Origin of the sequence: Lacticaseibacillus brantae DSM 23927, assembly GCF_001436115.1 — a bacterium.
GTDB lineage: Bacteria > Bacillota > Bacilli > Lactobacillales > Lactobacillaceae > Lacticaseibacillus > Lacticaseibacillus brantae.
In genome coordinates this window covers 750,590-774,242 of sequence record NZ_AYZQ01000001.1, presented here as the reverse complement: position 1 = coordinate 774,242, position 23,653 = coordinate 750,590, and the positions used below count along the sequence as shown (strand labels likewise).

The 23,653-nt window shown below is 47.3% G+C and carries 32 protein-coding genes; 25 read left to right on the top strand and 7 right to left on the bottom strand.

The genetic code is table 11. From position 1 onward, the window contains the following. The first annotated feature begins 54 nt into the window (after positions 1-54). Together FC34_RS03950 and FC34_RS03945 are read left to right on the top strand one after the other, a co-directional pair. Positions 55-786 carry a GH25 family lysozyme gene (locus tag FC34_RS03950; RefSeq protein ID WP_057894075.1) on the top strand — a complete coding sequence of 244 codons (732 nt, stop codon included), beginning with the start codon at positions 55-57 and terminating at the stop codon, positions 784-786. Between the two features lie 63 nt (positions 787-849). Beyond that, complete coding sequence (locus tag FC34_RS03945; RefSeq protein ID WP_057894074.1) at positions 850-1,209, top strand: YxeA family protein; 360 nt, start codon at positions 850-852, stop codon at positions 1,207-1,209. A gap of 61 nt (positions 1,210-1,270) precedes the next feature. Here the strand turns inward: FC34_RS03945 and FC34_RS03940 are convergent, their stop codons facing one another. Next, positions 1,271-1,627: a DUF4828 domain-containing protein gene (locus tag FC34_RS03940; RefSeq protein WP_057894073.1), complete on the bottom strand. Its 357-nt coding sequence runs from the start codon at positions 1,625-1,627 to the stop codon at positions 1,271-1,273. 117 nt (positions 1,628-1,744) lie between these two features. On the opposite strand from FC34_RS03940, the gene FC34_RS03935 reads away from it, so the two are divergent. The 9 genes from FC34_RS03935 to FC34_RS03895 all read left to right on the top strand — a co-directional run bounded on the left by FC34_RS03935 (position 1,745) and on the right by FC34_RS03895 (position 7,936). Further along, positions 1,745-2,728 carry a Gfo/Idh/MocA family oxidoreductase gene (locus FC34_RS03935; RefSeq protein WP_057894072.1) on the top strand — a complete coding sequence of 328 codons (984 nt, stop codon included), beginning with the start codon at positions 1,745-1,747 and terminating at the stop codon, positions 2,726-2,728. A gap of 10 nt (positions 2,729-2,738) precedes the next feature. Then, positions 2,739-4,028: a DEAD/DEAH box helicase gene (locus tag FC34_RS03930; RefSeq protein WP_057894071.1), complete on the top strand. Its 1,290-nt coding sequence runs from the start codon at positions 2,739-2,741 to the stop codon at positions 4,026-4,028. 293 nt (positions 4,029-4,321) lie between these two features. Further along, positions 4,322-4,654, top strand: coding sequence for a PTS sugar transporter subunit IIA (locus tag FC34_RS03925; RefSeq protein ID WP_057894070.1), 333 nt, complete (start codon positions 4,322-4,324; stop codon positions 4,652-4,654). An 87-nt stretch (positions 4,655-4,741) separates the two neighbouring features. Beyond that, positions 4,742-6,121, top strand: coding sequence for a PTS sugar transporter subunit IIC (locus FC34_RS03920; protein ID WP_057894069.1), 1,380 nt, complete (start codon positions 4,742-4,744; stop codon positions 6,119-6,121). A gap of 90 nt (positions 6,122-6,211) precedes the next feature. Then, entirely contained in the window at positions 6,212-6,433 is a 222-nt protein-coding gene (locus tag FC34_RS03915) for a hypothetical protein (RefSeq protein ID WP_057894068.1), read from the top strand. Beyond that, positions 6,433-6,633, top strand: a complete 201-nt coding sequence (locus FC34_RS03910; protein ID WP_057894067.1) for a hypothetical protein — start codon at positions 6,433-6,435, stop codon at positions 6,631-6,633. The genes FC34_RS03915 and FC34_RS03910 overlap by 1 nt, the downstream gene beginning before the upstream one ends. After that, positions 6,630-7,052, top strand: a complete 423-nt coding sequence (locus tag FC34_RS03905) for a DUF3284 domain-containing protein (RefSeq protein ID WP_057894066.1) — start codon at positions 6,630-6,632, stop codon at positions 7,050-7,052. The genes FC34_RS03910 and FC34_RS03905 overlap by 4 nt, the downstream gene beginning before the upstream one ends. Before the next feature lie 105 nt (positions 7,053-7,157). Continuing rightward, positions 7,158-7,619: a hypothetical protein gene (locus tag FC34_RS03900; protein WP_057894065.1), complete on the top strand. Its 462-nt coding sequence runs from the start codon at positions 7,158-7,160 to the stop codon at positions 7,617-7,619. Then, positions 7,619-7,936: a DMT family transporter gene (locus FC34_RS03895; RefSeq protein ID WP_057894064.1), complete on the top strand. Its 318-nt coding sequence runs from the start codon at positions 7,619-7,621 to the stop codon at positions 7,934-7,936. Before FC34_RS03900 ends, FC34_RS03895 begins: the two co-directional genes overlap by 1 nt. Before the next feature lie 53 nt (positions 7,937-7,989). Here the strand turns inward: FC34_RS03895 and FC34_RS03890 are convergent, their stop codons facing one another. Next, the gene (locus tag FC34_RS03890) at positions 7,990-9,795 is read right to left on the bottom strand and encodes a M3 family oligoendopeptidase (protein WP_057894063.1); all 1,806 of its coding nucleotides are present in this window, start codon (positions 9,793-9,795) and stop codon (positions 7,990-7,992) included. 101 nt (positions 9,796-9,896) lie between these two features. On the opposite strand from FC34_RS03890, the gene FC34_RS03885 reads away from it, so the two are divergent. The 14 genes from FC34_RS03885 (at position 9,897) to FC34_RS03825 (ending at position 19,949) form a co-directional block, all read left to right on the top strand. Continuing rightward, positions 9,897-10,382 carry a VanZ family protein gene (locus tag FC34_RS03885; RefSeq protein ID WP_057894062.1) on the top strand — a complete coding sequence of 162 codons (486 nt, stop codon included), beginning with the start codon at positions 9,897-9,899 and terminating at the stop codon, positions 10,380-10,382. Between the two features lie 79 nt (positions 10,383-10,461). After that, entirely contained in the window at positions 10,462-11,196 is a 735-nt protein-coding gene (locus FC34_RS03880; RefSeq protein ID WP_057894061.1) for a YebC/PmpR family DNA-binding transcriptional regulator, read from the top strand. Between the two features lie 96 nt (positions 11,197-11,292). Continuing rightward, on the top strand, positions 11,293-12,153 hold the full coding sequence (locus tag FC34_RS03875) for an ATPase, T2SS/T4P/T4SS family (protein ID WP_057894060.1): 861 nt from the start codon (positions 11,293-11,295) through the stop codon (positions 12,151-12,153). Further along, on the top strand, positions 12,140-13,078 hold the full coding sequence (locus FC34_RS03870; RefSeq protein ID WP_057894059.1) for a type II secretion system F family protein: 939 nt from the start codon (positions 12,140-12,142) through the stop codon (positions 13,076-13,078). Before FC34_RS03875 ends, FC34_RS03870 begins: the two co-directional genes overlap by 14 nt. Beyond that, complete coding sequence (locus FC34_RS03865; protein ID WP_057894058.1) at positions 13,078-13,404, top strand: prepilin-type N-terminal cleavage/methylation domain-containing protein; 327 nt, start codon at positions 13,078-13,080, stop codon at positions 13,402-13,404. The genes FC34_RS03870 and FC34_RS03865 overlap by 1 nt, the downstream gene beginning before the upstream one ends. Continuing rightward, the gene (locus FC34_RS03860; protein WP_057894057.1) at positions 13,401-13,805 is read left to right on the top strand and encodes a hypothetical protein; all 405 of its coding nucleotides are present in this window, start codon (positions 13,401-13,403) and stop codon (positions 13,803-13,805) included. Before FC34_RS03865 ends, FC34_RS03860 begins: the two co-directional genes overlap by 4 nt. 14 nt (positions 13,806-13,819) lie before the next feature. Then, the gene (locus FC34_RS03855) at positions 13,820-14,095 is read left to right on the top strand and encodes a hypothetical protein (RefSeq protein WP_157052221.1); all 276 of its coding nucleotides are present in this window, start codon (positions 13,820-13,822) and stop codon (positions 14,093-14,095) included. After that, positions 14,046-14,468, top strand: a complete 423-nt coding sequence (locus FC34_RS03850; protein ID WP_083479223.1) for a ComGF family competence protein — start codon at positions 14,046-14,048, stop codon at positions 14,466-14,468. Before FC34_RS03855 ends, FC34_RS03850 begins: the two co-directional genes overlap by 50 nt. Then, positions 14,465-14,641, top strand: a complete 177-nt coding sequence (locus FC34_RS09635; RefSeq protein ID WP_157052220.1) for a hypothetical protein — start codon at positions 14,465-14,467, stop codon at positions 14,639-14,641. Before FC34_RS03850 ends, FC34_RS09635 begins: the two co-directional genes overlap by 4 nt. Positions 14,642-14,728: 87 nt before the next feature. Beyond that, positions 14,729-15,742 carry a class I SAM-dependent methyltransferase gene (locus tag FC34_RS03845; RefSeq protein ID WP_057894054.1) on the top strand — a complete coding sequence of 338 codons (1,014 nt, stop codon included), beginning with the start codon at positions 14,729-14,731 and terminating at the stop codon, positions 15,740-15,742. Between the two features lie 68 nt (positions 15,743-15,810). Beyond that, positions 15,811-17,007 carry an acetate/propionate family kinase gene (locus tag FC34_RS03840; protein WP_057894148.1) on the top strand — a complete coding sequence of 399 codons (1,197 nt, stop codon included), beginning with the start codon at positions 15,811-15,813 and terminating at the stop codon, positions 17,005-17,007. 10 nt (positions 17,008-17,017) lie between these two features. Then, on the top strand, positions 17,018-17,977 hold the full coding sequence (locus FC34_RS03835) for an alpha/beta hydrolase (RefSeq protein WP_057894053.1): 960 nt from the start codon (positions 17,018-17,020) through the stop codon (positions 17,975-17,977). Beyond that, a complete protein-coding gene (locus FC34_RS03830) occupies positions 17,977-18,438 on the top strand; it encodes a hypothetical protein (protein WP_057894052.1) in 462 nt (153 codons plus the stop codon). The genes FC34_RS03835 and FC34_RS03830 overlap by 1 nt, the downstream gene beginning before the upstream one ends. Positions 18,439-18,584: 146 nt before the next feature. Continuing rightward, positions 18,585-19,949 carry an amino acid permease gene (locus FC34_RS03825; RefSeq protein ID WP_420805033.1) on the top strand — a complete coding sequence of 455 codons (1,365 nt, stop codon included), beginning with the start codon at positions 18,585-18,587 and terminating at the stop codon, positions 19,947-19,949. A 35-nt stretch (positions 19,950-19,984) separates the two neighbouring features. On the opposite strand, the gene FC34_RS03820 is transcribed toward FC34_RS03825, so the two are convergent. The 5 genes from FC34_RS03820 to FC34_RS03805 form a co-directional block, all read right to left on the bottom strand. Continuing rightward, the gene (locus FC34_RS03820) at positions 19,985-20,758 is read right to left on the bottom strand and encodes a CPBP family intramembrane glutamic endopeptidase (RefSeq protein ID WP_057894050.1); all 774 of its coding nucleotides are present in this window, start codon (positions 20,756-20,758) and stop codon (positions 19,985-19,987) included. A gap of 51 nt (positions 20,759-20,809) precedes the next feature. Beyond that, positions 20,810-21,022 (bottom strand): DUF3955 domain-containing protein, encoded by a 213-nt coding sequence (locus tag FC34_RS09535; RefSeq protein ID WP_083479222.1) that lies wholly within the window; start codon positions 21,020-21,022, stop codon positions 20,810-20,812. Between the two features lie 262 nt (positions 21,023-21,284). After that, entirely contained in the window at positions 21,285-22,472 is a 1,188-nt protein-coding gene (locus tag FC34_RS03815; protein WP_057894049.1) for a tyrosine-type recombinase/integrase, read from the bottom strand. Positions 22,473-22,567: 95 nt separating this feature from the next. After that, on the bottom strand, positions 22,568-23,041 hold the full coding sequence (locus FC34_RS03810) for a hypothetical protein (RefSeq protein ID WP_057894048.1): 474 nt from the start codon (positions 23,039-23,041) through the stop codon (positions 22,568-22,570). An 85-nt stretch (positions 23,042-23,126) separates the two neighbouring features. Beyond that, positions 23,127-23,639 (bottom strand): hypothetical protein, encoded by a 513-nt coding sequence (locus tag FC34_RS03805; protein WP_057894047.1) that lies wholly within the window; start codon positions 23,637-23,639, stop codon positions 23,127-23,129. Positions 23,640-23,653 lie beyond the last annotated feature (14 nt).

Genomic DNA, 23,653 nt, shown 5'->3' with positions numbered 1-23,653 from the left:
ACTTTTTGAATTGAGTTGCGCTATAATTTTTATTGTTAGAGCCAGGAGGGGACTATGAACGATAAACGACCAATCTATACAGAAACATATTCACGGCGGCAACGGTTAGTCACAATCGCAGCGATCGTCTTGGCGTTGGCTTTGGTTGTCCTTGGCGTCACCTGGTGGCTGAATCGCAATCCACGGCCAAGCAGTCGAACCTATCCCGTTATGGGCGTGCGGCTGGATCAATCAGATGGCCCACAGGATTTCTCAAGTTTTTCGGCGAACATGTTTGTTTATCTGAAGGCGACTGAAGGCGCAAGTTATGTTGATGATCAATTTGCCATCAACTATGATCGCGCCCAAGGGCAGGGACTGCCACTAGGGGTTTATCATTATTTTAGCTTTGATAGTACCCCGACCGCGCAGGCTCAGCACTTTATCAGCAAGGTGAGTGCAGTTGGGACGCTGCCCATTGGGATTTATCTCGTGGCCTATAAGGCAGATTTACCCAGTGACGCGCAGTTAACCGCGTCTGTGAATACGTTTATGCAGCAGGTCGCTACTCGGTTTAATCGAAATTTTGTGATCATGGGCACGCCGGCTATGCTTGCTCGGGTTAAAACTCTGCCGACCACTGTTGGCCGCTGGGTCATCAGCACCAGCCGGCCTAAAGCTGCGACATTCTGGCAATATTCAAATGGGGCACCGCTGCCCGGGACGGACGACCCGCGGTATCAATCAGCCGTGTTTGTCGGCAGTCAAGCTGCCTTTGCAGCCGCAACTAACAAAACTGTTCGTTGATTGTTATCTCAAACCATGGTATCTCGAACCCCAACCTGAGATAATAATCTCGAGGTGAAAGTGATGAAGAAATTTATTATCGGCCTGCTCGTGCTCATTGTTTTGGTGTTTGGCGGCCTGAAAATTTACGAAGTGACTAATTACGGTGGGACGGCTTATTACACGCAAATTGTCAATGACGGTAAGAAACTCAACGAAAAAGACGATAACGGTAATGCGTTCATTGACTATCAGTACAATCAAAAGGGTTATGACGAAAGTGGTAATGGGATTCAGCTTGAATTCAACGGGCATAAAACTCGGCCCTTGAAGCGCAATGCGTATTTAAAGTTGACCTATAATGATAAAAAAGGTGTGACTAGCTGGGAGGCCGTCCCTAAAAAAGATGTGCCAAAGGCGGCACTCGCTAAACTAAACGAGTAAATCAACAAAGAAGAGGCTGCGGCGTGACCCTGTTGGGTCCGTCGCAGCCTCTTTGTTAATTCTATTCTGGGGTAATAATCTGGTAGGTGGCGTCTTCGGCTTCATCGTATACACTCACAGGGACCCCAGCTTCACAGGTAATAATGAGCTGAAAGCCATAATGATCAAGGAAAGTCAAAGCCGAGGTCGTCACGCCGATCACCTGACCGGGGAGCGCTCGGCCATCAATTTTGATGGTCAGATCAGGGCCGATAATGAGCTGATGACTTTTGTTGGTCTGCTCATCAAGGAAGGCGTAGTGACCCGTGAAGTTCTCAGCCAATTCGAGTGCGGGATTACTAATCTCATGAATTGGTGGCTCCCTTTTCGGGTGCACGAGTTGGGAAAGTGCTTGTTTCAAACGGTTAAATCGGGCCACGACGTTTCCTCCTTTGTGGGTTTCTTTAATCATAGCACGAAAATTTTTTTTGCGGGAAAACTGATTACTGATTTTGTTGAGTGTGACTGATACAATGAAGAAGAAAGGGGCGATTCGATGTTAAAACTTGGCATTATTGGGACCGGTTGGATTAGCGCACAGTTCGTTGACGCCGCACACCAAACGAACCGTTACGCAGTGACTGCAATTTATTCGCGCCATCAAGAAACTGCCGCGGATTTTGCGCAACAGATTAAGACCTCGGCAGCATTGTATACTGACCTTGATGATTTCTTTGCGGCTGATTTTGATGTGGTCTATATTGCTAGTCCCAATAGCTTTCACGCGCAACAAGCGGTGATGGCATTGGCAGCCGGCAAATCGGCCATTGTAGAGAAACCACTTGTCACTCATCCCCAACAACTCGATGCTTTGCGTGACGCATTAGCAGACCATCCTGATTTGTTCCTCTTTGAAGCAGCGCGCCATCTATACGAAGACAATTTCGCTGTCATTGATAATTTTGTCCACCAGCACCCAATTTCTGGGGCCACTTTGAGCTATAAGAAATATTCTTCCAAATTCGACGCTTATATTGATGGCAAGAATCCAAATGTCTTTTCAGCCAAGTTTGCGGGCGGCGCCTTGATGGACCTAGGGGTTTATCTGGTGTATGCTGCCGTCAAATGGTTTGGTATGCCTGACATCGCAACCTATCGTGCCCATTTACTGGATAGCGGCGTGGATGGCGATGGGGTGATGCAATTGCAATACCCACAATTCGCGGTTAACTTGATTACTGGCAAAACCAGCAATAGTTATTTGGCTTCAGAAATCTATACAGATAAAGATACGCTTGTGTTTGATCCGGTCGGCGATTTAAAGTCGGTGACCTTAGTATCAGGCGATGCCGAGCAGAACTTGAGCCGTCCGGTTTTACCTAATCCGATGGTGGCTGAAGCAGAAGCTTTTGGTCAAGCGATTGAGAACCACGACCGCGACTTTTTCACGAAACAATTCGCATTAGCCCAGCAGGTTCATACTGTCATGGGCACATTGCGCCAATCTGCTGGCATTATCTTTGCCGGCGACCCAGAATAGGAGAAACATTTTGACAATTGCGACACCCTTTAAACCACTGTGGGATGCAGCTGGTTTCACGAACCAAACGATGATTCAAGAAGCGGTTTATCAACCGTTGAAACAAGATACCTCATTGGTCGGCTTGGCACCGACTGGGTCAGGGAAGACCTTGGCTTTTGGCTTGCCTTTGCTTGAAAAAGTTGTGCCTGGTGACGGTTTACAAATTCTGATTTTGTCCCCTTCACAAGAGCTAGCGATTCAAACCCGGGATGTGCTCACCCCCTACGCTAAAGCAATCGGGGCCCAACTACAGGGGGTGACAGGATCAGCCAATGTCAAACGCCAAATTGAGAAACTCAAAGCTAAGCCAGAAGTGATTGTGGCCACGCCTGGCCGATTACTGGAATTGATTACCAGTGGGCGGATTAAGCTTGCCGGTCTACAGACTATCGTCGTCGATGAAGCCGACGAATTGTTACGTGACCCTGGTCTCGATCAAGTTCGGCAGATTGTGATGGGCGCGCCTGCGGATGTTCAATTAGCCTTTTTCTCAGCGACGGCGAGTCCCATCATGCGTGAACTTGAGAAATGGTTCGGCCAGGAGGTCACTTGGTTTGACGTTCGTGATCAAGACCAAACGCAAGGCCCCGTGGCGCATTTATTTATCCAAACTGACCGCAAGCATCAAGTCGACTGGCTGCGACGGTTAGCGCATCTGCCTAAGTTTCAGGCCTTGGTCTTTTTCAACCAGAATGCAAGCCTTGAGAAAGCCGCCGGCATTTTGCGCCATCAGGCCGTTAGCTTTGCTGTGCTATCCCGGAATGGTCGCCAGGTTGCTCGCCAGAAAGCCCTCCAAGATTTTCGTGCTGGTAAACTAACGCTGTTATTAGTGACGGACTTGGCTGGGCGGGGCTTGGATATTCCGCGGTTGCCTGCCGTTATTAATTTCGATGTCCCCAAGCGTCAGGCAGCATACATTCACCGCGCCGGTCGCACTGGGCGAATGGGAGCCAGTGGTTATGTGATTACCCTTGGGGATGATCACGACCGCAGAGATTTGAAGAAAAGCTTCCCCGAGTATTTGATTAAGCGTGGCTATTTGGTGGACGGTGAACTGACGACTACTCCGCCAAAGCGAGAACAGCGAGAGCAAGAAGTCACTCCTGACAGCGAGACACCACAAGTTGTCGCGCCAAAAGTGGTGCAAAAGTCGAAAACAACCGTGGTTAAACCGGTCGTTGAAAAGCCAAAACATAAGAAACATCGTGCCCGGGATCAAAAGAATAAAGGAAAGCGCCAGCCGAAGAAAAATAATTAGGCGGGGTGGTCTACTTGCTAGAAGTGTGTCAGTTGGCGCACTTCTTTTTTATTCGCTAAATCGGTCAGTGTAACCGTTTGCAAAACGCGCCAAATTCCCTTTGACATGGCCTGGTGGCAATGGCATATTGAATATAAGGACTGTGCTAATAAAAAATAACAGCCTATATTGTTTAATTGAATAAATGTAACCGTTTTAAGCTATCGAAAACGTTTAATAATGCTAGTTATGCGTGACAGCGGGTAGTTTAACCGGGTACACTTAAAGCACAGGACAATAGAAGGAGGGATTAGATGGCTGAAGAGGAAGCTAATCTGGAAGCCGTCATGGGTTTAATTATCAATGGCGGCAATGCCAAAAGTAGTGCCATGGAAGCAATCATGGCGGCCAAAACTGGTGACTTTGACCAAGCTGCAGCGAAATTAAAAGAGGCGGACGGCTTTTTGGCCGAGGCGCACAACGCTCAGACTGGCATGCTCACTAAAGAGGCGCAGGGTGACCATGTCAAAGTGACCCTGCTGATGGTACACAGTCAAGATCACATGATGAATGCGATCACGTTCCGCGACTTAGCGGGCGAAATGGTTGATCTGTACAAGAAGATCGCCGGCGTCCCTCTGAACTAATCGACCAAGCTGGTAACTTAGTCGAGCTCATTACTGTAAATGCGGGCTTAAAGCCACATTTAAATACTTTTTTGGGAGGAACATACGATGAACGGACTTATTGCATGGCTGGAAAAATATATTGTTCCGGTTGCGACAAAAATTGGCTCGGTTCGTTGGCTTGTTGGGCTGCGTGATGCGTTTATCACCACTATGCCTGCGACCATGGCTGGATCAATTGCGGTATTATTAAACGCCCTATTACGGGATATTCCAGGTCAGTATCACATGGACGGTTTCGTCAACGCGATGCAGCCCATTATTGGGGTCAATAGTCAGGTTTGGACCGCCACATTAGCGGTTTATGGTTTAATTTTTGCTTTCACATGGGGGTATAATTTATCTCTGCAATACAAGGTCGAGCCACTGGCAGGTGGGATTGTTACTTTAGGCGCATTTCTGATGGGTCTGACACAATCTGCTGCCGCAACGCTGACCTTAGGCAAAGCGTTATCTGGTTCAGCGGCCCGTATTCTCACCGATGCCGGCGCCACCGTTGCTGATAAAACGGTTACCACCAATGCGTGGGGCTATTTCAACTTTGGCGCCCAATTCGGATCGACTGGTTTGTTTACTGCTATGATTCTTGGCGGTGCGGCCGCAGCAATTTATATCTGGTTAATGCGCAAGAACGTCACCATCAAAATGCCGGATTCAGTGCCTCCGGCAGTTTCAAAAGCTTTCACAGCAATTATTCCTGCGATTGTTTCCCTCTACGCAATTGGGATTTTCACTTATGCCTGGACGCAGATTTTCGACGGCCAAGTCTTTCTTGATTGGGTCAACAAGACCATCCAAGAACCACTGTTGCACTTGTCACAAGGTTACGGCGCCGTCTTACTGCTCACGTTGCTGGTGCAACTATTCTGGTTCTTTGGGATTCACGGGACCAACGTATTGGGACCAGTCCTCGATTCCATTTGGTTGACTGCTCAATTAGACAACATTAATCGTTTCTCTCAGCATGAAACGGTGCGTTATCTTTGGACCCGGTCTTCATTTGATATGTATGCCTGGATTGGTGGTGCCGGTTCCACTGTCTTGCTTCTCATTGCAATCTTTATCTTCAGTAAGCGGGCAGACGAACGGGCGGTGGCCAATTTGGCGATTGCCCCAGGGGTTTTCCAAATCAATGAACCTGTCATGTTTGGGATGCCAATCGTATTGAATGCCGTGTATTTTATTCCGTTTATCGTGGCGCCAGTTGTGATGGTTACAATCGCTTATTGGGTCATCCAATGGGGTTGGGTATCACCAATCAAAGTTCAAACGGTCTGGGTGATGCCACCATTTATTAACTCATTCCTCGCCACCGGATTTGACTGGCGAGCGCCTTTACTTCAACTGTTTAATGCCTTCATTGGGTTTGCCATTTGGGCACCGTTTGTTATCGCGGCGAACAAAATCAATCCTAATTTGGAAGATTAAACGAATTTCACTGACAGACAATTGTCTGTTGGTGTGGGAAAAGGTCAGCCTTTTTCCACACGAGCACACAATCAAAGGAGGACACGCATTATGATCGTGATTAATTCAGCACTGAAACAAGACGAAATTAAGGACTTATTGACCAATTACTCGCAAGATGACGTGACCTTCACTTTTAATAAGAAGGTTGGCATTAAACTCTACTTTGAAACGAGCATGGCTGATAAAGAAGCAGCCGCGGCTTTGGCTAAGCAATTAATCAAAGCCACGCCATGGGGCGGCGTCATTTTCTTCAGCACGGTGGTTGCCTAATGCCAATGAAAAAGCGTGGATTGTTCATCATGAGCCTAGGGTTTATGATTATCGCCTTCAGTCCAGTCGGCCAACAGATGCGAACCAACTGGCCGTTGCTTCTGGTCGGTTTGGTTGTCGTCATCATTGGCGTCTATGAATACATCATGGACAAACGGGCGTATAATCAAAAGAAAGATCAAAAGGAGAATCAGTCATGAAAATTGTTCAAACCCTAAATATTCCGGTGACTTATTTTTATGCTAAAGTGATTGATTCAGTTTTGTATGATATTAAGCAGCAAACTGGTCAAAGCTTGAGACCCGAACGACTTCAAGGCTTTGAATACAAAAAAGACTTCTCTCGGGGACATAAAGCGCGAGTCAAGATTACCAAAAATGTCATCAACAGCAGTTATCACTTTGAGACCACCACGACCGGCGGAATTTTCAAAGTCAGCTATGATATGCTGCCAACTACTGATAACAAGACGCAGGTGACCTATGAAGAAACTTCTGAATTTCGCAGTCCGATTCAAGCGATGAATCAGAAAATCGCTGGCTTCTTAGTCGGAGTTAAGCGCAAGAAGAATTTTACTCGGATGTTAAATGCCATTGAGCGCTCGTATGATCCAGCCTAGGATTGACTTATTGCGAACTATCCAGTTTCCTGGTAGTTCGCTTTTTTTGTGTGTCGTTTGCTCGCGGGGTACACTAGATTCAGGATTCAAAAAGAGAGGGATTTTATGGGTTATCAAGTCGATTTTAAAACTGTATCAACGGTTGGTCTGACTGACTCACCAGTGGCTCCGGCGCTCGCGGGGCTGCGAGCTAACGAAGCGCGCTATTTCAAGAATAAGTATAATCATGATTTTACCGTCGTCCCTGCGAGTGAAGCGCCCGCAGTTCTCGATTGGGTCAACCGCGTCCTAGCCGAGCGCGACTTACATTTTACTGCCCACCCGCTTGAAGTGACTGACTTTACGGTGGCTGGAATTCGTTTTGCGTATGTCTTTTTTGCTGACGGTTTAGTGGTGAATGTGATGTACGCTCTCGATGATGCCGGCAAACGCGCGGTTGGCTTCAAATTGAGTGATGGCATGCCAGTTCCCAGTGAACTGGAAGGAAACTTTAAATTTGCACGCCAGAAGTCTAAGCTAGCTGGCACGATTCGCGGATCTTATTTCAAAGTGAAAGGGGAATACTGATGCGGGCCTATCTGCTGCTGGGTGTCGCCATTGTCGGCGAATTGGCCGGAACCAGTCTATTGAAACTATCTCGTGGCTTTAGCCGGCTTTCACCCGGAATCTTGGCGTTAGTCGCGTATGGTGTCTGCTTTTATTGCTTAGCGCTCGCCATGCGCACGATTCCTTTAAGTGTCACTTATGCCCTGTGGTGCGGAATTGGGATGGTGTTGACCACATTGATTGCCTGGTGGGGCTGGCATGAACCGATTTCAATTCTCAAATTGAGTGGGATTGCCTTGATTTTAGTGGGCACCGTAGTTCTGAGTTTGAATGATTAAAAAGAGCCACCGACAAAATGACGTTCTGCCGGTGGCTTTTTAAATTCGAAACATTACTTAAGATACTTTTGACTCAGGTCAATGAACGCCTGACCGTCTTTGGCAGCTAAATCGATGCCTTGTTGCCAGAATGCAGGTTGGCTGAGATCAACACCGAGATGCTTCTTGGCCAGGTCTTCAGTGGACATATTCGCTGTATCAATCAATAAGGCGATGTATTGATCCTCAAAGTTGGGCGTGGTTTGGGCCTTGGCATAGATGCCGCTTGAGAACAAGTAGCCAAATGTGTAGGGGAAGTTATAAAAGGGTACATCATCAATAAAGAAGTGGAGTTTGTCGGCCCAGTACATTGGGTCGAAACTGGTGATCCCCCCTGCGTAGGCTTCTTCTTGAGCCGCTTGCATCATACTTTGCAAGGCGGGCACAGTGACAGTGCCATGTTGCCGCGCATCGTAAAATTTACGTTCGAAGAGATAGCGGGCGTGAATGTTAAGGAGCATGGCAATTGGGTTGCTCATCTTGGTGTCTAACAAGTTGAGTTTTTCTTCTGGCGAACTGGCGGCCTCAACCGTTGCCGAGGCCACAATGAGTTCAGCAAATGTTGAGGCGGTTTCAGCCACATTCATCGCATAGTCTTGCCGTAAAGCAGGCAGATCCTCTAATAGGCTGGAGTGGAAGGCATGGCCAAGTTCGTGGGCTAAGGTGGAGACGCCAGAAGCTGACCCGTCAAAGGTCATGAAAATTCGGCCTTCTTTGATGTCTGGCACACTGGTCATATAACCGCCTGGTCGCTTGCCTGGGCGGTCTTCAGCCTCAATCCAGCCGTGCTCAAAAGCCTGTTGGGCAAAGTCAGCCATTTTAGGAGAGAATTTCTTGAAGTTAGTTATAATAAATTCAGCAGCTTCGTCAAAGGTATAGATTTTTGGAGTGAAGTCGCCCACCACAACAGGCGCCCATTGATCTTGCCATGGCATGCTAGTGTGCCCCAAAAGTTTGGCCTTTTGTTGCAAGTAGGCAACAAATGGTCCCTTGTTGGCGCTGACGGTCGACCACATTTGATTAAGGGTGCTTGGTTGCATCCGGTTTAATTCCAGGGGCTTGGCCATATAGTCACTTTGGTGGTGTGCACGATAGTTTGTCAGCCGGAAGCCAGCCAAGTGATTGAGCGTGTCAGCGAAAATCGGGGCGTTGGCTTGCCAGGTCTGTTCCCACACGTTAAACACTTTGGCTCGATTGTCAGCATCGAGATCAGATTCAAACCTGTTTTGGGCCTGGCCAGCGGACAATTGCACTGGACCGTCTGGCAGATCAACGTCAAAACTTAAATTTGCACTGAGGGTGTCATAATGTTGACTCCAGCCGTTGTATCCGTCAATGGCCAAGGCTGTGATGAGTGCTTCAGTCGCATCATCTAGCAATTCTTGCCCCTGCTGTCGGATTTCGCTGAGGTTGAAGCGAATCTCAGCAAAACTTGGCACCGCAATCAGTTGGGCAAATTGGTCCGCCGTTAAGGCCACCAATTTCTTCACTAAGGGTGTCATCGCCGCTTGATAAGTCGTGTCTAAATCCGCAATCTGGCTTAACACTGGGCCAACTTGTTGATTTTTCGCGTCTGCAGATAGAATCATATTGGCAAAGGTACCGGCTGTGGCGATGCCCTTTTGGAGACGTTCGCTTTCTGTCAACAGCGCAGAGAAGCCAGCAAAGGTCGGTTGATCCGTTTCAAACTGCCAAACATTGACTGCCGTGGTAAAGGCTGGCAGGGCAGTTGCTAATTCGCTTAGGCGCTGCTTCAATTGTGGGGAGTCAATTCCACCGGGGAAAATGCGATCAAGGTTCCAATTAATAGGATAGGCCATGTGAACACTCCTTAGATAAAGATGAGATTAAATGAATGATTCTCATTATACATTAATCGCTCGGTGATGTGCTATGCTGAGACGAGAAACGAGGGAGACGCATGAAACGACAGCTTAATTGGGGTCTCATCGTGAGTGGTGTGATCTTACTCATTCTATTTATCAGTTCCTCCATGACTTACCATCAACAAACCAGTGTGCCATGGTTGGCACGCGTCCTGGCGGGCCGGCCGCTGGCAGCTCAACTGAATGGTATCCATTTTCATTATGCTGGGGAGGTTATCAGCATAACGCATCTGGGTTACTTCAAGTTTGTCGAGTTCTTTGTGCGTAAAGGCGCTCATGTGTTGACGTACTTTGCCCTGGGCGGCAGCTTAGCTATCGGCTTAAAGCCATACTTACGTGGCCGTTCTGCGGCGTTGGTGATTCCGCCAATCATGGTCACAGGGCTTGCGGCGTATGACGAGTTTCACCAGTTGTTGACCGGCGATCGGTCTCCGATGTTTCAGGATGTGATGCTCGACACGGTGGCTGGCCTGGTGGCAGTCGTGATTGTCTGGACTTGGCGGCAGGCAAGAAAACACTAGAAACGATTGTTTAGCGATTAGTTTTTTGGTATACTACTAACGTTTGTAAGGACTACTATTTCAGGAAAGAGGGTTTATCATGTCAGGACATTCCAAGTGGCATAACATCCAAGGCCGTAAAAACGCCCAGGATTCTAAGCGCGGAAAAATTTTCCAAAAAATCTCACGTGAGCTTTTCATGGCTGCGAAGCAAGGTGGTCCTGACCCTAGCGGTAACCCAGCATTACGTTTGGTCATGGATAAGGCTAAAGCAGCTAACATGCCTAAAGAAAATATCAAACGTGCATTAGATAAGGCTGAAGGCGGAGACGCTGCGAACTATGATGAAGTCACTTATGAAGGCTATGGTCCCGGCGGTGTTGCTGTTCTGGTTCACGCTTTAACAGATAACCGCAATCGGACCAGTTCATCTGTTCGTGTGGCAATTACCCGTCATGGTGGCACAATGGCAGGCGCCGGTGCGGTGTCCTATTTGTTTGACCGCCGGGGTTACATTGTCATTGACCGCGAAGGTTTGGATGTCGACGAAGACCAAATGCTTGAAGCTGTGCTTGAAGCAGGTGGCGAAGATTTACAGACGAGTGATGAAGCATTCGAAATTTACACCGATCCTAAAGACTTCACTCAAGTCCGGGATGCCTTGGAAGCTGCTGGCTTTACTTTAGCCACTGCTGAATTGACCATGGTACCTCAAAACTTTGTGCCAGTACCAGAAGATAAGGTAGAAACTTTCCAGAACATGATTGACGCCCTTGAAGACGATGATGATGTCCAAGATGTTTATACTGCTGCTGACTGGCCAGATGAAGACTAGAGTCAGAATTTAACTGACTGCTGATTAAGCCGCTAACAAGACTAACGTTTTGTTGGCGGTTTTTTTGCGTAATTTTTGGATAAGTGAGGTGAGAAGATGGATGAACTGTGGCAGTTACTTTTGACGGCAATTGCACAACGAGCAAGCGATGTCTATGTTTTGCCCGGTCCGGTTGGCTACAGGCTTTCCTTCCGGATGCCGACGGGAATTGGCGCTGAGACCCAGATTAACGAGACCAAAGGGGATAGATGGATTAATTATCTTAAGTTCCGGGCGGGAATGAATGTGGCAGAGCATCGGCGTGTTCAAGGAGGGGCATTCTATGCCGACGAAATCGGCATGGCTTTGCGTCTCAGTACGGTTGGTGACTATCACGAACAAGAATCACTCGTTATCCGCTTGATTGCTGGCATTCCACCAATTTCGGTTCAGCAGCAGGCAAGCTTCCTTCAGATGCAGCATTTGCTGGGGCGTCGAGGCCTGTTTGTCCTCAGCGGACCGACTGGTTCTGGGAAGACGACACTCCTGTATCAACTGGCCGAAACGTTGGTGCCAGCTAAAATGGTCATGAGTATTGAAGACCCAGTCGAAATCGATGCGCCTGATTTTTTGCAACTCCAGGTCAACGCTGCCGCTGAAATGAGCTATGGCCAATTGGTGAAAGCGGCCCTACGGCATCGACCGGATTGCCTGATAATTGGCGAAATCAGAGACCGTGAAACAGCGAGTGTGGCATGCGAGGCTGCCATTAGTGGCCACATTGTTTTAACGACTGTTCATGCCCGTCACCCGTTGGATGTGCCTTTGCGATTGATGAGTTTAGGTGTAAATGCAAGTCTGGTCGCCGCCGCAGTGACCGTAACCGCCGCAGTGAGCCTGATGAGTGAGGAGACAATTTATCCTCAGGTAGATCTCTGGACCTGGAAGGATGGGGAGGCAACGCATGAAATTAGCTGAGCAGCAAGCCTTTTGCCAATTATTGGCGGCTCTTTTAACCGCGGGATTTTCACTAAAAGCCGCCCTCAGTTACATGGCTGTGACGGCACCCAGATTGAAGTCAGTGGTGGTCGCGGTGCAAACGGCATTAGACGAGGGTCGACCATTGGCTGAAGTCTTGGCGAAACTGAAATTTACTTCTGTTGTGGTCACCCAAGTGGCCCTAGCGGAAGTTCACGGCCAATTAGCCCTCACACTCAGTATCGTGAGCGAGACCCTGGAGATGATGAGTCGCCAACGCCAACGGTTGAAGCAGCTCATGCTGTATCCTGTCATTTTGTTGGTGTTGATGCTGGGATTGCAAGTTGGTGTTTCTGTTGTTATTTTGCCTAGCCTGGGGCAAGCTGCCACCATCCCTATCTGGCCGGTAGGGATGATTGGAGGCTTTGGGGCAGTCTGGTGTGGTTGGCGGATTTTGCCAGTACAAAGACGCCTCAGGATTCGGCTGGGCAGTCCAATCATTGGATCGATTTGGCGACTTTTTTATCAATTTGAGTTTCTTGAAGGGGCCCGCTTGTTTATTCAAGCTGGCCAAGACTTGGTCACGTACGGGACGTATTTGGCGACCATTCCTGATTTGGCGCTCCAGCAGGTGGGACACCAGATTAGCGCCCGGTTGGCCCGCGGTGAATCCTTGCTCAATGCGCTCAAGCATCCACTGGTACCCGAGGCGTTGCTTAATCTCGTGACGTTGGGTCAGTCTTCGGAACGCTTTACCGCCGCGGTCAAAATTCTGACGCAACAATGGTTTGATCGCTTGCAACAAAAGATTGAGCGCGTGATCATTTGGGTGCAACCGGTGATGTTTTTAGGCCTAGGTATACAAATCGTGTTGACATATCTACAGGTTTTAGCGCCGATGTATCAAATGATGGAGGTGGGATAATGCGTCGCAAACGACCGGGATTTACGCTCATTGAGGTGATTGCCGCGTTGAGTATTATTATTGTTTTGACATTAACAGTCGTCATGACGGTCAACAGTCAGCTCAAGAAAGCGAACCAACGGAATCTTGAAGCCATGATTCAAACTGTGAATATGCAAATAGAAGTGGATTATCAGCGATTAGAACTCGATCGGAGTAATTTTGATAGCCCAGCAGCCTTAGTCTCTGCTTCAGTGATTAGTGATAAACAGCGACAGGCCCTGGAAGATGGCCACGCGCGGTATCAATTGACCCCGGCACCGCCGAAATTTGTGTTACCGCGATGAAACGGCCCGCGTTCACGCTGATTGAAGTTGTCGCGGTGTTAAGCATCTTTATCGCGGTCAGTTTGGGCGGCCTGTGGTTAAGTCGCCGAGTCCAAAACATTTTGATTGAAGATCGTTTCTTTGAGGCGCTTCAAGCCCATTGGCAAAATACATTAGTGCAGGCCCGGGGGCAGGGCGGCGGGGTTCAGTTTACTAATCATACTGCTATTTTCTACGTCGGGAATCCGCAACGGGCCGTGCGCCTAACCATTCCAGCCACGTTTGAGCGGACCGAAGCAACTGTAGTGGTTGGAAGCGAAATGTTCACGCAGCCCAAGACGGTTATGCTACGCCGACCAACAGGCAGTTATGTCCGGATTACTTTTCAAATGGGGTGGGGGGAATTAGATATTCAAAGGTAAAAGCAGTGTTGTTGGTGGAACATCTGGCCGCGCTGGTGGTATTGACCTTAGTCGTGGGTTGGTTATTAATCCTCAACACTTATTATCACCAACAAGTGTTACCGCTGCAGCAGTATGCCATCGCACAACAAATGGCGATTGCAGCGCTGAAGTCTGGTGACCGCGGTCTAACATCAATGGTTTTTGTCGATCAAAAAGGGACCATTCGAATGAAAACAACTGAAGTCGAGGTCATTCTTAATGATAAAACCTATCTTTTTAAAGCACCGGCCAGCATTCAGCATGATTGAGGTGATTATTAGTTTAGGCTTGTTAATCACCCTGACCCTGTTCTGGCGACCAATGGTACAATTATTGACTCACGGGTCACCAGATGCAGATATCTTAGCCGTGTTAAAACTTGATGCCACGTTGGAGCAACAACTGGTAAATAAATCTGTCCGCCAAGTCACGAGTAATCGGTTGGACTTTACGGCTGAAGATAAGGTTTATCAATTGGAACGCTATCGGGGCAATGGGGCAGTCATGTTGCGGCTAACAACAGATAAAGGTGGTCATATGCCATTACTATTAGGAATTGATGATATTTCTTTTACGACAGATGACGGCGTGCGTTACCTGCTGCGCAAACACGGTCGCCTTTACACGGGTCAGATTCGATGAAGCGGCGTGAAGCTAGTGCGCTTTTGAGCGTGGTGGTCTTATTGATGATTACCGCGGCGATCAGTTTATTTCTGATTCGGAGTTATCAACAATATGCCTCACAGTATCGAATTCAAATCCGATTGAATGACGCGCGAATGACGGAATTGTGGGTGTCCAGGTCTAAGAAATGAAGCGCGTTGTTTCGCGAAAGTAACCGCTTGAATAACAGGTGTATCCTGAGTAGAATTGAGAAGTAGTAGAAAACGGGAGGTTTTTTTTTGGCAAACACGCATTTAGAAAGTTTGTACACTGTACTGGATCAGTCGACCACACTGTTGCGTCGGAATTTGAATGTTAGCGCACTTGAAGCGGCGATTGAAACGGGTGACAACCTCCTGAGTGGAGAGGTCACACATGCGGATGGTCTGCCAGATGCTTCCACCACTCAAGCGCTCGAGAAGTTATATGCGCAAATCACGCTGGATACTTTTAGTGCTGAGGAGATTCGCCAAGCTTGGCAATTGGTGCTGGTTAAGATTATTGCTCAAGATCAAATTGAACCAAACAAGCAAGTCACACCAGATGCCCTGGCGAGCCTGGCGAGTTATTTGGTCACGGTTTTCTATCCTGCGATTAAGACGAGTCTGTCTGTTGGCGATTTAGCTGTCGGCACGGGAAATCTACTCTATGCCGTGATGAATCAACTCCATAGCGCGCTAGATGTCCCAGTGAAAGGCTTTGGCGTAGACAATGATGAGACCCTGTTGGCTTTTGCGGGGATGAGCAGTGCCTTGCAACACCTCGATGTGCAGTTATTTCATCAGGATGGCATTGATACACCAGTCTTTAATGGCATGGACATCATGGTCTCAGATTTGCCAGTGGGCTATTATCCGCTGGATGATCGCGCCAAAACTTTTGCAACAGCAGCAAAGGAGGGCCACTCTTACGCCCACCACTTGTTAATTGAACAAAGTATGCAACTGTTGAAGCCAGGTGGCTTAGGTCTTTTCTTCGTGCCAAGCAATGTCTTCCAATCCGAAGAAGCAAACGGTTTGACGAGTTGGCTCACGCAAGCCATGCATTTCCAAGGCTTACTCACTTTACCAACCACGATGTTTGCCAGCGCCAACGCGCAAAAGTCATTATTGGTATTGCAACGGCCGGGTGGCGCAGCAGTCCAAGCCAAACAAGTCTTACTCGGAGAATTTCCCGATTTGAATGACAAGGATGCCTTTTCTAAATTCTTGTCAGAAATTAATCATTGGGCGGACCAAAATATCCGCGGTTAATTACCCGTCAATGTGTAAAATCTAAACCTACACATGCAATGCGACGGAAAAGAAAGCAGATGGCACAGATGGCAAAAATTTTAGCAATTAACTCAGGTAGTTCAACATTGAAGTGGAAGTTATTCCAAATGCCGGAAGAACAAGTGATTGCTTCAGGTATGGTCGACCGACTCGGTTTGTCCGATTCTGTCTTCACGGTTAAATACGGTGACAGCCAGAAGTTCTCTCAAACTGGCGATATTAAGACGCCAGAAATTGCGGTCGATTTATTGTTGAAGAAACTGATTGAGCTGAAAATTATTGAAGATTATGCCGAAATTCAAGGCGTGGGTCACCGGATTGTTGCGGGGGGCGAAATTTTCGATCGCTCAGTGCTGGTCGATGAGAAAGCCTTGGCTAACATTGAGTCTTTGGCTGAATATGCGCCACTGCATAATCCAGCTGAGGCCGATGGCATTCGGGCCTTCAGTAAGTTATTGCCAAATGTGCCAGAAGTCGCTGTTTTTGATACCTCATTCCATACCACCATGCCACCAATGAATTATTTGTATTCAATTAAACGGGAATATTATGACAAGTTTGGGGCCCGCAAGTATGGTGCGCATGGGACGAGCAATCGTTATGTCTCAGGTCGAGCAGCTGAAATGTTGGGTAAGGATTTGTCAGATTTGAACTTGGTCGTCATGCATTTAGGCAGTGGGGTCTCAGTCACAGCCATTAAGAATGGCAAATCCTATGACACTTCCATGGGCTTTACACCATTGGCTGGTGTAACGATGAGTACTCGCAGTGGGGATATTGATGCGTCTTTGGTTGCATTCTTAATGCAAAAATTAAACATTACAGATCCTGAAGCGATGGTGCAGATTTTGAATGAAGAATCTGGTTTGTTGGCGTTATCAGAACTATCTCCAGACATGCGTGATTTAGAGAACTCACGGGACACACAGCCAGATTCTCAGTTAGCGATTGATATTTTTGCCAACCGGATCATCAAATATGTGGCTGGTTATATTGCCGAACTCGGTGGGGTGGATGCCTTGATTTTCACCGCCGGGATTGGTGAGGGCGACAAGGTCATGCGCAAGCGGATTGTCGATGGTCTGAGTGTGTTTGGCGCCAAGATTGACGATGATCGTAATGATGTCATGGGCCAAGAACAACGAATTTCCAGTGATGATTCAAAGGTTGACGTTTTGCTCATTCCAACCAATGAAGAATTGATGATTGCTCGGGACGTCATGACGCTCAGCAACCAACACTAGGAGGCAACCTATGCGGACACTCAGCATTCCGATTAATGCCAAGCAGGAGACCCGGCTGGATGTTTTCTTATTGGCTGATTCCAAAGAGATGGCCGATCAATCGCCACGCCCATTAATTCTCGTGTTACCGGGCGGTGGTTATGATTTCACAAGTGATCGGGAAGCTGAACCAATTGCGATGCAGTTCCTGGCAGCTGGTTATCACGCAGCCGTGTTGCGGTACGCGGTCGCTGCGTTCAAAGATTTTGAGACGGCGCTTGCAGACGGCGAATTTGCGTTCTCACAAATTCATGAGCATGCTGCTGAATGGTCGGTTGATGTGAATCGTATTGGCTTGATTGGCTTTTCTGCCGGCGGCCACTTGGCTGTGGCGATGACGGTACTCACAAAGGCCCGGCCAGCGGCGTTGCTTCTCGGCTACCCTGTGACCTTGCCTTCATTTGCGGCGTTCATGGACATCACGGCGCCTAACTTAATCCAAGCGGTTAAGCCTGGATTGCCACCAACATTTATCTTCACGACCTACGAGGATAACCTCGTACCGGTAGAGAACACATTGATTTTTGCTAAGGCGCTTGAAGAGGCCGAGGTCCCCCTCGAGTTACACCTTTTTCAAAAAGGTCAGCATGGCTTGGCTTTAGGGACGCAGATCACTGCTAATGGTCAAGCGAAGGCGATTGAGCCAGCTTTTGCGCAGTGGGTTAATCTGGCAAAAGATTGGCTGGTGCATCGATTCGCTGAAATCGGCCAAACGCCTATCACCCCAAAACTAACCCCGGAAGAAACCCCGGTTAGGGATTTGATGGCAGATTCTACGCTGCGGGCAGCAATTTTGCATGCGGCGCCGGAGTTATCGGATGAACATGCTTATAAGATTGTGCGCAATATGCCAATCAAAGAAATTATTTTACGTCGTCCAGACCTAGCCAAGGATCCTAGTATGGCGAAGTTTTTGACGCAGGAGGCATAATGGCACTCATCACTTGGGTTTATTTATTAATCTTGTTAATTGCGATTGGCGGCACGTTGTACTTACGTTTGCGCGTTCGGCTTTGGGCCACTGTCAGTTGGTGGCGGCGGGGATTCTATTTGTTGATTGCCGCTTTGACCGCGCTTGTGGCCTGGTTCTACCCAGCAACCGACGTGGATGGTTTTGTCCGCAACTTGTTTATTTTTGGCATGTTTTTGGTCTTTGCTTTCTGGCCGAAAGGTATCACGCCAAGCGCAGTGATTGCCGGTCTTGGTAGTAGCCGGCCTTTGGGAAATTTAACCGGTTTTACGATTGAGGCAGTCGGCCCCAATCAGAGTCGCTTACTGTCGCAGGTGGGGACTATTGTAGTGAATCGATTGAAGTTTTCGATGCCGACCACAGAATTGATGCAGGAATTAACCAAGTTTGTTCCAGAAGACCAAATCCATAGGCAAGCCTAGTAACTTTGTGTGATTAGAAATTGACCGGCGCTTTGGGGCGCGGTCAATTTTTTTAGTTGAAGGTGAAAAGATTTCATTTTATCTCGAACAAAAGTACTTTTTCAAATGTGTCATTCCCGCGTATACTTTGACTAACAGTTGGAGGAATGATGATGAAAGAACCTGGAGCAGAACCAGAACTGGCGCGTAATTTAAAAAGTCGACATGTACAGTTAATTGCGATTGGCGGAACAATTGGGACGGGCCTCTTCTTGGGGGCCGGCCAATCAATTCACCTTGCCGGACCGGCCATTTTATTGAGTTACTTATTAACCGGTGGCATTTGTTTCCTGCTAATGCGGGCACTAGGTGAATTGCTGATGTCGGACGTGAATCGCCATACCTTTATTGAATTCATCACGCAATACCTGGGCGAAAAAGCCGGCTTCGTGACAGGATGGACCTATTGGATTTGCTGGATTGCTGTCGCAATGGCTGAGGTGACTGCGATTGGGTTATACATCCGCTTTTGGCTACCAAATGTGCCTCAGTGGCTACCAGGACTAATTGCCTTGGCCATTCTGTTAGTCATGAACTTAGTCAGTGTCGGCTTATTTGGAGAAGCGGAATTCTGGTTTGCCTTGATCAAAATTGTTGCCATTATTGGCCTTATTGTCTTGGGCGCCGTGATGATTATTGGTCACTGGAAAACTCCCCAAGGCGCCGCTTCACTTGGTAATCTAGTGAACTTTGGTGGATTCTTTCCCAAGGGGATTCAAGGCTTCTTATTGTCGCTGCAAATGGTAGTCTTTAGTTTCGTTGGAATTGAAATGGTTGGTTTGACGGCCAGTGAAACCAAGGATCCTCAGAAAGTGATTCCCGAAGCTATTAATGAAATTCCGCTGCGAATTATTATTTTCTATGTTGGGGCCTTGTTTGTTATCATGGCCATTTATCCGTGGACAGCGGTCACAACCAATGCGAGTCCTTTTGTCCAGGTATTCAAAAACGTTGGCATTCCAGCAGCGGCAGATATTATTAATTTCGTTGTCCTGACAGCGGCTGCCTCAGCCTGTAACTCAGCCATTTTCAGCACAGGGCGGTTATTGTTCTCATTGACTTCGACGGAGCAAAACAGCAAGTTGCATGGGTTAGCAAAATTATCGAAGCGCCAGGTGCCGGCCAGGGCAATCATGGCATCGACTGCGGCCATTGCGGTCGCCGTAATTCTCAATGGGGTGCTCCCGGGTTCGGTATTCGCCTTAGTCTCTAGTGTCGCAACCGTCAGTTTCTTGTTTGTTTGGGTCATGCTCATCTTGGCTCACCTGAAATTCAAAGCTCAGAAACCGCAGGCAACCGGGTTCTCAATGCCGTTTTATCCATGGTCTGATTACCTGGTCTTAGCTTTCTTGGCTCTAACAGTGGTCATGATGTGCTTCAACGCCCAAACAAGGGTAGCTTTGATTTTCGCTGTGATCTGGCTTGTCGTCATCTTTGGGTTCAGAACTTTCCAAACGCGTTCAACACGATAAAAAAAGCCTCGACAATTGTCGAGGCTTTTTTGCAATTAGGCACCTAGGTTGGTGATTAAACCTATGGTGAACAGGATGGTATCCCAAACGAAGTGCATGATATAAGAAATCCAGATGTTCTTCGTCCGGATGTAGACGCCTGTGTCAAAGAGGCGGCTCATCCCGATCAGGAGAATCATTTGGGCCCAGTGCCAATCATAGGCAGAGAAGTGAATCACACCGAATACAATGATTGAAATTCCGAGCCCAACCCAGATGCTGGCGTTACGAGATAAGTGCCAGTAGTGATTAGCTAAGGCCAAAATTGCCAAGAAGGCAGTAACGGCGATGAGTTCCTCAATCATCAGGTTAAAGAGGTCTAGCCCTTCATTTAACAGGTAACTGGGAATCAGAGCACTCTTACTCATGTGGGCTGCTTGAGCGGCGCTGGCATTGGCAGTTGTTTGCCCTTTGAGCAATAGGCCAACAATGACGGCGTAAACGGAACTGAGCGCGAACATTACAATCCCAAAGCCTAATGCACGTATAGTAATGCGCTTGTACAGTTGGCGCATCGAAATTTGCCCGACATACCGATAGAGTGCCCAGAAGAGTATCAGTGGCACAACTGATTGGATAATCTGGCCCAGGATTTCAACGGTCAGGCTTGCACTAGCGGGAATAAGGACCTGAGGTAAGAGCATGACCAAACTGATAATGATTGCGCCAAAGAACATGCCCCATAAGCGGCCTGCTGAAGTTTTCCCATCAAGGAATGGAAATTCTGTGTGCTTTTTCGGTTCTAAGAAAAAGCGTGATTGTTCATTCATGTGAACACCTCCAAATAATATAGTCAATTATTCGAGGGATTGCGCAGAAAGTCAACGATTTAGGCTTTTCTTGACTCGAGGTTTTAGCAGCAACCACACAATTCTTACAATCGAGCCAGAAATGACAAATATGCCCAAAGGCACGGTAAAGAACCCGGGCTCGTGGACATAACCCGCTGAATCAATGTAACTGAAGTTTGTGGCCAGAAGCTGAACTAGGAGCGTCATGATGACTAAGGTGACTGGTAATTTGTAGGTTTTCATAGCTCCAGCATAGCACGGTCAGTGACTAGCCGCGGTTAAGGTTACGTAAAACTGTGATCCAGAAGTTTTGTGGATTCACGCACAATCTTCAAAGTTTACACACATTTTTTCGGCAGACTGGGTGATAAGCAGCAAACAAAAAAGCCAAGTCGTAACCAACTGGTTACGGCTTGGCTTCTAACAATGGAGATGACGGGGGTTGACGGATAGGCCTTTAAAACCCAGTGTTATCAACATCCTATCTATTCGCTAGAGATTTCAACTACATTTCAACTACATTTTCTAACAGCCGGCCATAAATTGACTCGGCTTTTTTAACGCCATCATCGGTTGCATGGATATAATGCTTCATCGTAAACTCACCGCTAGCATGTCCCAGAATTTTAGCGATATCAGATGGGGTAATTCCCGCCTCAGACATAAGAGTTGCCTTAGTGTGGCGCAGGCCGTGAATTGTGATTCGGCGAACGCCAGTTGACTCAGACAAATCCATCATCCATTTCCGAGGTGTATCAGAGCTTATCACTTTATCCGGATTGTTATTGCTAGGAAATAGCCACTGATCCGGACTGATTGCGGGTAACCCCTCCGATTCAGCAAGTCGAATTGACTGCATTCTGAGCTGTTGAAGAGAGCTCATAACCATTGGTTCAAGCATAACGGTGCGATAGGCATTTTCATTCTTTGGGCCGCCAACATACGAGCCGTTTGCATCACGCTTGATAGCGCGCTTTACAGTCAAATTACCGGCATTCAGGTCGAGGTCTGACCATTTCAGCCCAAGTAGCTCACCACGCCTTAAACCTGTCGATACGGCCAATAAGAGAAAGGCCTGAGCCATTATCCAACGGGATGAAGATTCATCACTAGCCAATTTATGAAGGGCAGACACAAAAGCATGTAACTCTTCAACTGAGTAGTAATTTTGTGTCACCGATGGCTGAGCCTTTTTATGGCGCCGAGGTCTCTCAATATACTCAAAAGGATTTTTAGTTAGGTAACCCATGCGCATTGCAAACTTGAAGAGCATACCAGCGTACGAAAGAACCTTACCGTAGCTGCTCATTTTCTTTGCAAGTGAAAGGGACCATTTTTCTGCATCAATAATCTGAACTTTGCTAATATACATACTCCCGAAACTAGGTAATACATGATGTTCGAAAATTTGTTTAGTTTTGTTTGATGTGCTTGACTCTACTGTTTGAGTGTACATTGGCCACCATTCGTCAAATACAGATTGGACCGTTCGTTTATCTGGTTCTGGTTCCGAGGTATTGAATTTGAAATCGTAAATAGCCCGTTCAAAAGCATCTTTGGCCTCTATCTTAGTGTTAAACCCGTTTAAAGTGGTACGTTTTTGCAGGCCGGTCTTTGGATCCATGCCAAGATATCCTTGGACACGCCATTTCTTTTCACCGTTTTTCTTGATATATTGTTTGTAGGTTGTCATTTTTGATTATCCTTTCTGACGCTCGCACACGCATTGGGATAAAAATCTGGCATCACCACCTTAACTGCTCACCCAATGGGGTGGGCTTTTTTTATTTAGTCTGGATCATATTCATCAACGAAATCTTTCAGGCCTGATTGAAAATTATAAATGTTAAATGTCTTACTTTTTCGGAAGTCAGCAGTTTCGAGACCTGCCGTGAATGTAGTTCTAAAATTCCGTTTAATTATTCCAGCATCTAGCTTTGAAACATACTCAATATAGTAACGTCCTTTTCCCTTCACCTTTTCAACATAAAGACTTTCATTGTCTAGTTGATCGGATAAACCCTTACGGACTTGACTGTCGATAGCACCACGAGCAATACTATAAAACTGATCAATTTGATATGAGTTCAAAATATCTTTGCCTGAGCCGTAAATTTCACCTTTTTTTGAAGTGTCAGAATAGTAGGGAGCTGAGTGCTGGTCAATATCGACTTGTTTCTGGTGCTGAGAATAGGCAAACCAACCGCCTCCAGCTACGACGATAACTGCCACAATAATTCCAATAACCCAACTTCGCTTCATATGTTTTACCCTCCATGGTTAGATATATTTATCAATAGATATCTTTACCACTACTCACGACCGCTCAAACAGTTGTGGGCTTTTTTTAATAGTCTTTGTACATCTGATTGATAATCGCTTTATAGTCTTTGCCACTAGTTTTACCAGTGATTTTAGCTGCTACATCGCCGTGCGCCCAGACAAAGACCGCCGATCCAAGTCCACTCTTTGCCGTATTATAACTATCACCTTTGTAGGCACCAAAGGCATTCGATAGGTTGTTTTCCCGGCTAAAATCTTTGCCAACTAAGGCCTTGTATGTGGTGCGATAACTCTTTACGTCTTTGTTATATCCTGCCTGATCGCTGGAGCTAACATCAGAGGCAATATCGCTCTCGGTTTTGACAAGTTTTGCAATATTATCTTTTTGTTCAGTGGTTACCTCCACACCGGCATAGGTCGGGTTGCCTGTCAATGAAGCAGATACAATAAAACCAACCAGACCAACCGCAATTGCGATGGCTGGTTTTTTCCATCCATGTTTACGAATGAGGCTAACAATCAACCATACAATGCCAACCAGTAAAATCAGTACAAATATAGCGCCCAAAAATGCCATAATGACTCCTCCAA